This window comes from Streptomyces varsoviensis, from assembly GCF_000718635.1.
In the GTDB taxonomy this organism is placed as follows: Bacteria; Actinomycetota; Actinomycetes; order Streptomycetales; family Streptomycetaceae; genus Streptomyces; species Streptomyces varsoviensis.
Genome location: NZ_JOBF01000039.1, coordinates 26,205 through 38,068, shown reverse-complemented (window position 1 = coordinate 38,068; position 11,864 = coordinate 26,205). Strand labels below are relative to the sequence as shown.

Genomic DNA, 11,864 nt, shown 5'->3' with positions numbered 1-11,864 from the left:
ACGACAAACGCGACTACATCTACAACGGCACCCTCACCTGCACCGCAATCGTCATCTGGCTCCGCGACACCATCCAAGAGCCATCAGAAGCGCCCTAGCGGACGGCGGTGAAACGGCGGGCGGCCGACGGGGTCACCGCCGCGTGCACGAGGTGGTCGTGCGGTTCGTCCGGGACCCGCGCGACCACCTCGTCGTCGTAGAGGAGCGCCACCAGCGCCGGATCGGCGCCCGCCCGCGCCAGCCGGGCGAGCACCCGGTCGTACGAGCCGCCGCCGCGCCCGAGCCGCATGCCGCGGCCGTCCACCGCGAGGCCCGGCAGCAGCACCGCGTCGGCCCCGGTGACCGCGTCGGGCCCCAGCCGCCCGCCGGCCGGCTCCAGCAGCCCCCGGCGGGCCCGTACGAGCCCGTCCGGGCCCGTGTACTCCGCCCAGTCCAGGTCGTTGTCCGGAAGCAGTACGGGCAGCAGCACGCGCACGCCCCGGGCGCGCAGCGCCTCCAGCAGCGGGCGGGTGCCCGGCTCGCTCCCCACCGACACGTACGCGGCGACGGTGCGGGCCCCCGTGAGCTCCGGCAATTCCAGGGCGTGCCGGGCGAGCGCCTCGCCCGCCGCCGTCACGTCATCCGCCGTCAACCCGGCCCTCACCGCGAGTAGGGCCCGTCGCAACTCGCCTTTACTACCTTCATATTTGGTCACTGTGCACACAATTCCGCTCTCTCAGTTCATATTCACCGGACCATCATCTCTCCCCGCAATGTCAGCCGATATGGTTTGGGCCATGACTCCCTCGCACTCCAGGATCACCAAGGCTGTCATCCCCGCCGCCGGCCTCGGAACCCGCTTTCTGCCGGCCACCAAGGCCACGCCCAAGGAAATGCTTCCGGTCGTGGACAAGCCGGCGATCCAGTACGTGGTGGAAGAAGCGGTCACCGCCGGACTGTCCGATGTTCTTATGGTGACCGGGCGGAATAAACGCCCTCTGGAAGATCATTTCGACCGGAATTACGAGCTCGAAGAAGCCCTGCGGCGCAAGGGCGACGAGTCGCGCCTCGCCCGGGTGCAGGAATCCAGCGATCTGGCGACCATGCACTATGTCCGCCAGGGTGACCCCCGGGGCCTCGGCCACGCCGTGCTGTGCGCGGCGCCGCACGTGGGCAGCGAGCCCTTCGCGGTGCTCCTCGGCGACGACCTGATCGACGCCCGCGACCCGCTGCTCGCCCGCATGATCGAGGTGCGCGAGCAGCACGGCGGCAGCGTCATCGCCCTCATGGAGGTCGACCCCGCCCAGGTCCACCTCTACGGCTGCGCCGCCGTGAAGCCGGGCGGCGAGGAGGACGTGGTCCAGGTCACCGGCCTGGTCGAGAAGCCCGCCGCCGACGAGGCGCCCAGCAACTACGCCGTCATCGGCCGCTACGTCCTCGACCCGGCCGTCTTCGAGGTGCTGCGCCGCACCGAGCCGGGCCGCGGCGGGGAGATCCAGCTCACCGACGCCCTCCAGGACCTCGCCGCCTACCCCGATCTCGGCGGCCCGGTGCACGGCGTGGTCTTCAAGGGCCGCCGCTATGACACCGGGGACCGTGGTGACTATCTGCGTGCCATTGTCAGACTGGCATGCGAACGTGAAGACCTGGGACCGGACTTCCGGGCCTGGCTCCGCAGTTACGTCACCGAGGAGATGTAGCACTTTGACCAGCACCGCCGACAAGGCCGCCGAGCAGGGCAGTGACCGGGGCAGCGAGCAGGGCGGGGGCCGCGCGCCGGCCGGCGCCCCAGCCGCCCCGGACCGGGTCTGGTCGGTGGACGAGCACCTCGCGGACATCCTCGCCAGAATCCGCCCGCTGGAGCCGATCGAGCTGCAACTGCTCGACGCCCAGGGCTGCGTCCTGGTCGAGGACGTCACCGTCCCCGCCGCCCTGCCGCCCTTCGACAACAGCTCGATGGACGGCTATGCCGTGCGGGTCGCCGATGTCGCGGGCGCGAGCGAGGAGTTCCCGGCGGTGCTGACCGTGGTCGGCGACATCGCGGCGGGCAGCGGCACCCTCCCGGAGATCGGCCCCGGCGAGGCCGCCCGCATCATGACGGGCGCCCCGCTGCCGCCCGGCGCCGAGACCGTCGTCCCCGTCGAATGGACCGACGGCGGCACGGGCGGCGGCCCGGCCGACACGATGGCCGCGCACAGCGCCGCCCCCGAGGGCGCCGCGGGCGAGGTCCGGGTGCACCGCCCGGCCGCCGCCCGCGCCCATGTCCGCGCCCGGGGCAGCGACGTCGCGGCGGGCGACCTCGCGCTGTGCGCCGGTACGGTCCTGGGCCCCGCCCAGATCGGACTGCTGGCCGCGATCGGCCGGGCCACCGTGCGGGTCCGCCCGCGCCCCCGGGTGGTCGTCATGTCGACCGGCAGCGAACTGATCCAGCCGGGCGAGCAGTTGGCCCCCGGCCAGATCCACGACTCCAACAGCTTCATGCTCACCGCCTGCGCCCGTGACGCCGGGGCCATCGCCTACCGGGTCGGCGCCGTGAGCGACGACGCCGAGACGCTGCGCTCCACCATCGAGGACCAGCTCATCCGCGCCGACGCCATCGTCACCAGCGGCGGCGTCAGCGTCGGCGCGTACGACGTCGTCAAGGAGACCCTCGCCGGGCTGGGCGGCGACGAGGGGAGCGTCGATTTCCGCAAGCTCGCCATGCAGCCCGGAAAGCCCCAGGGCTTCGGGTTCATCGGCGACGGCGACGGCGGGCCGTCCCGGACCCCGCTGCTCGCCCTGCCGGGCAACCCGGTCAGCTCGTACGTCTCCTTCGAGCTGTTCGTACGGCCCGTGGTCCGTGCCCTGATGGGCCTCGAACCGGTGGACCGCACCACGGTGCGGGCCGTGTGCGTGGACGGCGTGGACGCTTCCCCGAAGGGCAGGCGCCAGTTCCTGCGCGGCCGCTACAACGCCGAGGCGGGCGCGGTGACCACCGTCGGCGGCTCCAGTTCGCACCTGGTCAAGGGGCTGGCCGATGCCGACGCCCTGATCGTCGTCCCCGAGGACGCCACGTCCGTCGAGCCGGGCGCCGAGGTCGACGTGGTCCTCCTCGACTGACCGGAGGCTTCGGCCGGTACGGTATCTGCCCAAAAGGACCGGACCGGGAGAACGATGAGCAGCGCGCAGGACCCGATGGCCACCCCCGGGGGCGACGGCGCCCCCGGCGCCCCGCCCCGCCTCACCCACCTCGACGAGGCCGGCGCGGCCCGTATGGTCGACGTCTCCGCCAAGGACGTCACGGCCCGTACGGCCCGCGCCACCGGCCGCGTGCTGGTCGCGCCACGCGTCGTGGAGCTGCTGCGCGGCGAGGGCGTCCCCAAGGGCGACGCGCTCGCCACGGCCCGTATCGCGGGCATCATGGGCGCCAAGCGCACCCCCGAGCTGATCCCGCTCTGCCATCCGCTGGCGGTCTCGGGGGTGCGGGTCGACCTCACGGTCGCCGACGACGCCGTCGAGATCGCCGCCACGGTCAGGACCACCGACCGTACGGGCGTCGAGATGGAGGCGCTGACCGCTGTCACCGTCGCCGCGCTCACCGTGATCGACATGGTGAAGGCCGTCGACAAGGGGGCCGTCATCTCGGACGTACGGGTCGAGGAGAAGAGCGGCGGCAAGTCCGGCACCTGGACCCGCGCCGGCCGGGAAGGCGGCGCGGCGTGAGCGGGGGCGCGGCGGCGTACCGCGCGATGGTCGTCACCGCCTCGAACCGGGCGGCCGCCGGCGTCTATCCGGACCGGGGCGGCCCGCTGCTCGCCGAGGGGCTGGCCGCGCTCGGCTTCGAGGTCGGCGAGGTGCGAGTGGTGCCCGACGGGGACCCCGTCGAGGCGGCGCTGCGGGAGGCGGTGGCCGCCTCGTACGACGTGGTGGTGACCACGGGCGGCACGGGCATCTCGCCCATGGACCGCACCCCCGACATGACCCGCCGCGTCCTGGACTACGAGATCCCCGGCATCCCCGAGGCCATCCGGGCGGAGGGGCTGGCGAAGGTCCCCACGGCCGCCCTCTCGCGGGGCCTGGCCGGCGTCGCGGGGACGACGCTCGTCATCAACCTCCCGGGGTCCACGGGCGGCGTCCGGGACGGCCTGGCCGTGCTGGGGCGGCTCTTGGTGCACGCCGTCGACCAGATCCGCGGCGGGGACCATCCCAGACCCTCGGGGAGCTCCAACTGAACGCCTCCTGGCCGGTCGAGCTGGCGGACGGCGATACGTCACTGCGGCCCATAAGGCTGCGGGACCAGCGGGCGTGGCGGGAGGTCAACCGGCGCAACCGCGAGTGGCTGCGCCCCTGGGAGGCCACCATCCCGCCGCCGCCCCCCGGCGGGCCGGTGATCCACCGGCCGACGTACCGGCAGATGGTGCGCCATCTGCGCGCCGAGGCGCACGCGGGGCGCATGCTGCCGTTCGTCATCGAGTACCAGGGGCGGCTGGCCGGGCAGTTGACTGTGGCGGGGATCACCTGGGGATCGATGTGTTCCGGCCATGTCGGCTACTGGGTGGACGAGGCCGTGGCCGGCCGCGGCGTCATGCCGACGGCCGTCGCCCTCGCGGTCGACCACTGCTTCCGGACGGTTGGGCTGCACCGTATCGAGGTATGCATCCGGCCGGAGAACGGCCCGAGCCGCCGGGTCGTGGAGAAGCTGGGCTTCCGGGAGGAGGGGCTGCGGCCGCGCTACCTCCATATCGACGGGGGCTGGCGCGACCATCTGGTCTATGTGCTGACGGCCGAGGAGGTGCCGGAGGGGCTGCTGGCCCGGTGGCATCGGGTACGGCCCAACGCCTCGCAGAAATAAAATAAGTGTTCGAATTCGGTTGCCAAATGACCGCATTCGCGAGGTGTCGAACCAAACAATCACAAAAAAAGTTCGAGATATCGGCCAGATCGTGCGACACACCGAGCCAATTGGCGGATGCGCTTGCGCATGCCCCTCTACGGTGTGAAGCGTGAGCAGCAGCGGCCTCATCTACGCAGTCATCGTCGGGGCCTGGGCCGCCTACTTGGTGCCGATGTGGCTCCGTAGGCAGGACGAGCTGAATGAAGCCCGTCCGACGGAACGCTTCTCCACCGCCATCCGGCTGCTGTCCGGCCGGGCGGGGATGGAGCGCCGGTACGCCAAGGACCAGAAGGACCTGACGGACCTGGAGGGCAGCGCCTCCGACGACGCGGGGGACTCCACCGGGCCCCCCGCCGCCGAGCGGAGCGCGTCCGTGCCGGACGCCGCGACCGACAAGGTCGACGTCCGGTCCTTCGGTACGCCCGCGTCCGGTCCGGCTTCCGTGGTTGGTTCGGCCCCCGCGTCCGGTTCCGCCCCCGCGCCCGCCGCTGCCGCGGCCGCGCCGGCGCCCACGGCCGCGGAGCGCGCCCGGCGCTCGAAGGTCCTCGCGCGCCGCCGGCGCACCACCGTGGTCTTGTTCCTCTGCTTCACGCTCGGCGCGGTCGTTGCGGGCGTCGGCGGCCTCGCCTTCCTGTGGGCCCCGGCCGTACCGGCCGTGCTGCTCAGCGCCTACATCGTCTACCTGCGGGTCCAGGAGCGGCGGCGGTTCGCCTTCACCATGGACCAGCGCCGCGCCGAACTCGCCGCCCAGCGGCTGCGAGAGGGCCGCCCACACCCTCGGCCGGCGGCGGAGTCGCCCACCGTCGCCGACGCCCCGGCTGACCCCGCCGCCCAGCCCCGGACCGAACCGGACGCCCCCGCGGCGCCCGCACCCTCCGCGCACGCGGCGGGGCGGCGCGCCCTCGTGGAGCAGACCGACCACGCCGAGTGGGTGGACCAGCAGCGCGACCGCGGCCGGGGCGGCGCGGGCGAGAGCTGGGAGCCCGTGCCCGTACCGCTGCCCACGTACGTCACCGCGCCGGTCGCCCCGCGGGCCGGCGGCAGCGTCGACCTCGGCGCCCCGGACACCTGGAGCTCCGCCCGCTCCGGCCCCGCCGAGCCGGCCCCGGAGGCGCAGCCCGAGGAGCAGCCCGCCGCCGCCGAACCGCAGCGCCCCTCCCGCTCCCGCCGCCGCACCCGCGACCGCGGCCGCACCCCCCTCTTCGACCAGTACGCCGACGAGGACCGCCCCCGCGCCGCCAACGAGTGAGGCGCGCCCCCCTCCTGGCGTCCCGCCGCTGGCCAGGAGGGGAGCGGATTTCCGCGTAGCCCGATCGGGGTGCTAGAGTTTCACTCGTTGCAAGGGCCTGTGGCGCAGTCTGGTAGCGCACCTCGTTCGCATCGAGGGGGTCTGGGGTTCAAATCCCCACAGGTCCACCGCAATGACTGTTCTTGAGTTAGCTCGGGAGTAGTTGACGAGATCCCGTCCGATCAGAAGATCGGGCGGGATCTTCGTGGTTTCCGGGTTGTGTTCGATGCGGTATCCGAATGCGCGGGGCGTCACGGGTGGTCACTGGTGGGGGCGTCGCCGGGGAATCGGTGGTGATTCGGTGCGGGAGACGGAGCGAGGGCGCCGCGAGGCAGGCCGGGGCCTGTGTCGTGGTGCGGTGGTGTCAGGTTGCCTGGGTGGTGCGGGTGCCGGCAGGCGGTGGAATCCCGGAGGCCGACGGGATGGGTGGCCGTTGTCCGTCGCTCCTGCTGTTCTCCTCGGTGAACTCGTTGTCGGCGGCGGGTGTGCTGGTCTGTGTCCAGCTGTGCAGGATGTCGAGGTTGATCGTGAAGATCATCAGGGCGAGGAGGATGGTCTGGGCGACGCGGCCGTGGGCGAGTCGTCGGGCTGGGTCGGCGATGTTGACGCCGTGGGACTTTGCTCTGCCGTTCAGTCCCTCGATATTGGCCCGGGCGGGCCGGTAGGCGTCCTGCCAGGGCGGCTGGAGGTAGTGGCGGTCCTGGCGGAACTTGTCGATCTTCCCGAGGCCGCCGGGGCGGAGGGTGAGGGTCGGTCGTCGGCAGATCTTCGGCAGCTGTTCCGGAGCCGGGGGCCGCAGCCGTTCGGCCGTGGGGATGGGGACGGTGGGCTTGGCCGCGGTGTGCGCGGTGGTGGCACGCGGGTTGGTGAGGTCGACGGTGACCGGCCGGGCGGCGGCGATCTGGTGGACCTGGTGGAAGCGCGAGCAGGAGACCGAGGGCGAAGGCCCGGCGGCCGGGCACTGCAGACGGATCGTGCCGTGCTGGTCGGGGTTCTGTTTGCGTTTGAGGAAGAACGGGGTGCGGGCCGTGATCAGTTGGGTGAGCGGTTCGTCTTCGCTGGCTTCGCGTACGGCTTTGTCGTCCAGGTTCGTGGTGGCGTGGACGAGGGCGTCTGGCATCGCGGGGCAGGCGAGGGAGCCGTCGACGAGGAGAGCGCCGGAGGCGGTGGAGCCCTGCAGGCCGCGGTGTTCCTGTTTGTAGTCGAGGACGAGCTGGTAGCCCAGGCGGCGGGCGGGGACTGCGAAGTGGGCGGGAAGCTGGTCGGTGTAGGCGCGGTCGGCGGCCAGCAGTCCGGCGGGCAGTTGGAGGCCGTGGGCGGCGAGCCGGGTCAGGGCGTGCACGGCGTTCGGGCCGACGCGTTTGCCGGGGGTGTCCAGGGCCAGGCCGAGGGCGAGCTGGGGGTGGCGGCTGACGCGTTCACCGGCCTGCCGGACGCCGTCGGGGTGACGCCGGCTGGCGGCGACGAGGAGGGTGGCGGAGTGTCCGAAGATGCCTTCTTCGGCGCCGCCGCAGTAGTGCCAGCCCGCGGTGAGGTCGACGGAGGCGAGTTCGCGGCGGCGGCTGGGCGGGTGGTGCCAGGACGGGATGGGGGTGGTGTCGGCGCCGATGTCGCCGGGCCATCCGGTGAACAGGCCGCGCCGGTGGGCGAGTTGGACGGTGACCAGGACCAGGCGGTCGCTGATTTCCTGCAGCAGGGCCCGGCGGCGGACGTGTTCGGGATCGTCGTCTTCCCAGGCCGCGGCGATGACGGCGGCTTCGGCTGTGGGCAGGCGCCGGCGGCGCTCGCCGCGGTGCGGGTCCAGGGCGGTGGTCAGCCGGTCGAAGGCGCGGTAGATGCGGCGGGAGAACGCGAGCCGTGCGTGTGTGCCGGCGCTGGTGAGGTCGGGGACGCCGAGCCAGGAGCGGGCGGTGGGCCGCAGGTGGTCGGCCAGGATCCTAAAGGCGTCGGCGAGGTTCGCGCCGTGGCCGTAGTGCAGGGCCAGCAGCAGGCCCACCAGCACGGTGCGCACCGGGAGGCCGTCCGGGCCGGGGCGGCCCTGAAGCTCCTTGTCGATCAGAGGCAGGATGCCCGAATCGTGCAGCAGTGCATCAAGCTGGCCGACCTTCGAGTCCGGGATCACCGGCGGGGCGTCGGTGACGGGCCGGGGACGGCAGCCCCGCACCTTCTGTGCATTCCGCCAGGCGCGGGGCAGGGTCATGGGTCCGGCCCGCGCAGCAGCCGCATCGCGGTGGCGTCGTCGAGCGGGGGAACGTGGTGCTGGTAGCGGGACAGGGAGGCGGCCGAGGCGAGACCCGCGGCCTTGGCGATCAGGTCGTGGTCGATGCGCGCGGCCATCAGTTCCACGATCCACGTCGCCCGCAGCCGCCCGGCCGATACTGCGGGCAGGGGGTGGGGCGGACGGTGGAGCAGGGACCACGAGCCGATGAGGTTCTTGGCGTAGGCGACCGAACGGCGGGGCCGGAACAGGTAACTGTTGCCTGCGGCCCGTGCGAGTTCGTCCAGGACCGGGTCCCAGACGGCGCGGGCCACCAGCGGCACGAGCCGGCTCGCTCCGGTGTGCAGCAGTGGGCCGCCGGGGCGGGGCCGGGCGAGATCGCCGCCACGGCTGCCTGCCACCTCGCGCGGTGTCAGCCCGCAGCCCGCGGCGAGTCCCAGCAGGGCGAGTCCATCGGTGCGCTGCTGGCGCGGCAGATGTGCCGCCCAGTGCCGCAGCCTGGCCAACTCGGCTTGTGTGTAGGGCTGGTGAGGATTGGCGTTGGCGTGCAGCCGGGCCGGCGCCGCCTCTCCGCGTTTGCTGAAGGCCAGCGCGTCGCGTACCCGCAGCAGCCACGTCCGGTAGGTGCGGACCGTGGACGCCTCGATCCCGGCGGCGAGGGAGAGGACGAACGCGTCGATGACCTCGTTGCGCAGCCACGCGTCCGGATCCCGCTCCAGCCCCGCCGCCTCCGCCCACAAGGCGAGGCGGCCGGTGATGTGCAGCAGGCGTTCCACGTCGTAAGGGACTGCCGTGACCGTCGCGGCGACCACGGAGCGCACCAGCGGCGCGACCTCGCCCCAGGCTGCGGGCGGGTTTCTGGGCCGGTAGTGGGTGATCTTCGCGGACGTTTCGGGATCAAGGACCACGGTCCATGCATACCGGCTGGACAAGCAGCCATTCCACAGCTGATCGACTTCTATCGACAGGACGGTGCGCACATGGTCGGCGGACGCGCCCGCGCACGCCCCCCGCGGCAACTCACCCGTGATCCGAAAGCCTGGCCCGAACAGCCCAGCTGCGACCCCGGCGCCGAAGCCGTCCGGCAGATCGCCCGCGCCCTCGCCGCCGTGCTCCGCGAGCGGGACCTGAGTCTGCGCGCGGCCGCGGTCGGCTCCGGCGTCAACCGGCAGGCCATCGCCGACCTGCTTGCCGGACACTCCTGGCCCGATGTGGCGACCGTCGCCCGCCTCGCCGACTTCACCGGCAGCCGACTGTGGCCGCCGCGCACGATGGACGACCGCACGAGGAGACATTGAGCCTCGATTCCCGCCCTGACCTGACCAACTCATCGTCAGGAAGGGGGAGTTCGCGGCTCTGCGTTTCGAGCGGGAAGCGCAACTACTACGCTCGAAGCGCGCGAGCCGCCGTTCGACTGGAGCTCACGCAACCGGCACCGTCGAGCTCACCCCTCGGCGGTGCCCCTTCGACCACGAGGACAGCCGCGTCGCGGCCGCCTCGGTCCTTTGTCAGGCTGTTCCGTCTTCCTCCGTGCTCTGCCTGCGCGCCTGGTGGGCGGCAGGCGTGATGGCGAACCAGGCCGGCGACACCTCACTCACCAGCCCTTCGGCCGCCATCTTCTTCAGGCGGGCCCGGGTCGTCTCCACCCGGTCCGGCGACTCGCCGATCGCCTCCCCGATGTCCTGCACCTTCAGTGCCTGGTTGGCGCCAGCCAGCAGCACCAGAATCCGCTCCCGGGCCAACTCCAGCTCCAGCGGCCCCGAACGGGCGGCGGCATCGCTCCCCGCAGGGCCGGCCGGAACCGTTGCGAGGGTGGTCCCCGTGGCGGCATCCACGGTCTGGTCACCCATCAGCGACAGGGCCGTCTCCCGGGTGATGACCAGCCGGGCGAGCCGCTCCTCCAGCCCTGCGGTCTTCTCCCGCAGGGCGGCAAGCTCGCCGCGTACGACAGCCTCTTCCCGGTCCAGACGCTCAAAGAACGGCGGCATCGTCATCTCCTGCCTCCCGCACGCAACCTCGCCGGTGTGCTTCCTTGGCCCCGGCCCGGCCGGAGCCTCGCCCACCGTAGGAGCAGTCTGGCCATGGTCACCGCAGACGCCAGCCAATGCCCCCAACTGACCACACAGGGCTGCCAAATGTCTGCTCTGGGTCATCCTGCGACAACTCGGATCCGGACCGTGCAGGCGGCGGCACTCAGGAGCCGAGTCGGCACCCTTGTCATGCGTCCCAGCTGATCCGCGTGCCGATGCCCCTGCCGGACGGAAAGAAACAGCATGGTCAACCGGCCGGATCATGGCTCGGCGCACGAGCGTCTGGCCGCCGTCCGGACAACAACCGCCTTTTGCGGTCAGCCCTGGAGTTCGATCTCACCGTAGGCAGAAGCTGCCCGCGACAGGCCGGGTACGTCACCGGCAGCCCCGCCGCCGGGGCCCGGCCCGAAGGGGACGATGACGCCATGTCCGAGGGCATAGGCCACGTCAGCCGGGAACGCTACGAGCAGATTCTCGCGGGCGACCGCGACCGGGTCAGCCGCATGAGTGCAGACATGTTCACCATCGGCGACCACGCACTGGAGATCGAGCCGGTTCGAAAGCCAGGCGGGTCGCGTCCCGCCGACAGTGAGGAGCCCGGCGTCTACGCCTCGCTCCAGACCTACGCGAACGACATCGGGCTCTCGTTCAACACGATCAAGGCATACCGCTTCACAGCGCACCGCTGGCCTGCCTGCCAGCGACGCGACGGCATCTCGTTCAGGGTCCACCAGATCCTGGCCTACCTGCCCGACGACGCGGAGCGCTTCGAGGCCATCAATGACCCTCCCCTTGATCCGCACGTGGGATACCGCCGCTGGACCAGCGACCTGGCCAAGCTCCGGGTCGGCAACAAACCGCAAAGGCCGGTCACCGTCCCGCAGAAGGTCACTGCCGTCCATGACCTCGCCCAGGATGACGAAGTAGCAGCCCAGATCGCCGCCGACGTCCTGCGCCGGCCCGCCGTCGCCAAGAAGGTCATGACAGACGACCACGCCCGCCGCATGGTCAACAAGGCCCAGACCGTTCAGCACAAGGCCGAGATCGTCCACGAACTCACCGACGACGAGAACGTCGCCGCGCAGGTGGCCTCCGACATGCTCAGGCGTCCCGAGGTCGCAGCCCGCGTCGTTGCCGACGACACCGCCCGGCACATGGTCAACAAGGCCCAGACCGACCGCTCCCGCCAACAAGCAGAGGCCTTCCGCCGCGAAGACCCCATCGGCCAGACCGTACGGAAGATCGAACGAACCCAGGAGTTCCTCGACCTCGTCTCGGCCTGCCACAAGTTCGTCACCACCTGCGAGAAGAAGGTCCCGCAACTCCGAGACCGGCACCTGAGTGACCACGAACAGACCGTCCTCGCCCAGAACATCGCCCGCGTCCGCGCCACCCTCGACTGGATCGAGACCGCCGCGGCCACCGGCGAGGTCACCATGGACGACGAACTCACCCGCCTCCTGCGAGGCGAGTAAC

The 11,864-nt window shown here is 72.0% G+C and carries 12 protein-coding genes and 1 tRNA gene; 9 read left to right on the top strand and 4 right to left on the bottom strand.

The genetic code is table 11. From position 1 onward, the window contains the following. Window positions 1-94: 94 nt before the first annotated feature. Window positions 95-694 (bottom strand): 5-formyltetrahydrofolate cyclo-ligase, encoded by a 600-nt coding sequence (locus tag IF55_RS34285; RefSeq protein ID WP_030891828.1) that lies wholly within the window; start codon window positions 692-694, stop codon window positions 95-97. Window positions 695-776: 82 nt separating this feature from the next. On the opposite strand from IF55_RS34285, the gene galU reads away from it, so the two are divergent. The 7 genes from galU to IF55_RS34250 all read left to right on the top strand — a co-directional run bounded on the left by galU (window position 777) and on the right by IF55_RS34250 (window position 6,268). After that, on the top strand, window positions 777-1,679 hold the full coding sequence (gene galU / locus IF55_RS34280) for a UTP--glucose-1-phosphate uridylyltransferase GalU (RefSeq protein WP_030891831.1): 903 nt from the start codon (window positions 777-779) through the stop codon (window positions 1,677-1,679). A gap of 115 nt (window positions 1,680-1,794) precedes the next feature. Next, on the top strand, window positions 1,795-3,078 hold the full coding sequence (gene glp / locus IF55_RS34275; RefSeq protein WP_030891833.1) for a molybdotransferase-like divisome protein Glp: 1,284 nt from the start codon (window positions 1,795-1,797) through the stop codon (window positions 3,076-3,078). A 75-nt stretch (window positions 3,079-3,153) separates the two neighbouring features. Further along, complete coding sequence (moaC, locus tag IF55_RS34270) at window positions 3,154-3,681, top strand: cyclic pyranopterin monophosphate synthase MoaC (protein ID WP_030891835.1); 528 nt, start codon at window positions 3,154-3,156, stop codon at window positions 3,679-3,681. Between the two features lie 26 nt (window positions 3,682-3,707). Further along, entirely contained in the window at window positions 3,708-4,190 is a 483-nt protein-coding gene (locus IF55_RS34265; protein WP_030891837.1) for a MogA/MoaB family molybdenum cofactor biosynthesis protein, read from the top strand. Next, on the top strand, window positions 4,187-4,810 hold the full coding sequence (locus tag IF55_RS34260; protein ID WP_030891840.1) for a GNAT family N-acetyltransferase: 624 nt from the start codon (window positions 4,187-4,189) through the stop codon (window positions 4,808-4,810). The genes IF55_RS34265 and IF55_RS34260 overlap by 4 nt, the downstream gene beginning before the upstream one ends. Window positions 4,811-4,961: 151 nt before the next feature. Continuing rightward, complete coding sequence (gene sepX, locus IF55_RS34255) at window positions 4,962-6,101, top strand: divisome protein SepX/GlpR (RefSeq protein ID WP_030891842.1); 1,140 nt, start codon at window positions 4,962-4,964, stop codon at window positions 6,099-6,101. Between the two features lie 93 nt (window positions 6,102-6,194). Further along, window positions 6,195-6,268: transfer RNA gene (locus tag IF55_RS34250), tRNA-Ala, on the top strand. A gap of 236 nt (window positions 6,269-6,504) precedes the next feature. Here IF55_RS34250 and IF55_RS34245 read toward each other — a convergent pair. Together IF55_RS34245 and IF55_RS34240 are read right to left on the bottom strand one after the other, a co-directional pair. Continuing rightward, window positions 6,505-8,340, bottom strand: coding sequence for a hypothetical protein (locus IF55_RS34245; protein ID WP_030891845.1), 1,836 nt, complete (start codon window positions 8,338-8,340; stop codon window positions 6,505-6,507). Beyond that, window positions 8,337-9,266 (bottom strand): hypothetical protein, encoded by a 930-nt coding sequence (locus IF55_RS34240; protein ID WP_030891848.1) that lies wholly within the window; start codon window positions 9,264-9,266, stop codon window positions 8,337-8,339. The genes IF55_RS34245 and IF55_RS34240 overlap by 4 nt, the downstream gene beginning before the upstream one ends. Before the next feature lie 72 nt (window positions 9,267-9,338). Here IF55_RS34240 and IF55_RS34235 point away from each other — a divergent pair, with 72 nt between their 5' ends. After that, window positions 9,339-9,656, top strand: coding sequence for a helix-turn-helix domain-containing protein (locus tag IF55_RS34235; RefSeq protein ID WP_051776242.1), 318 nt, complete (start codon window positions 9,339-9,341; stop codon window positions 9,654-9,656). A gap of 210 nt (window positions 9,657-9,866) precedes the next feature. On the opposite strand, the gene IF55_RS34230 is transcribed toward IF55_RS34235, so the two are convergent. Further along, window positions 9,867-10,352 (bottom strand): hypothetical protein, encoded by a 486-nt coding sequence (locus tag IF55_RS34230; protein ID WP_030891851.1) that lies wholly within the window; start codon window positions 10,350-10,352, stop codon window positions 9,867-9,869. 461 nt (window positions 10,353-10,813) lie between these two features. Between IF55_RS34230 and IF55_RS34225 the strand changes: the two genes are divergently transcribed. Then, the gene (locus tag IF55_RS34225; protein ID WP_030891853.1) at window positions 10,814-11,863 is read left to right on the top strand and encodes a DUF6192 family protein; all 1,050 of its coding nucleotides are present in this window, start codon (window positions 10,814-10,816) and stop codon (window positions 11,861-11,863) included. Window position 11,864: the final 1 nt, after the last annotated feature.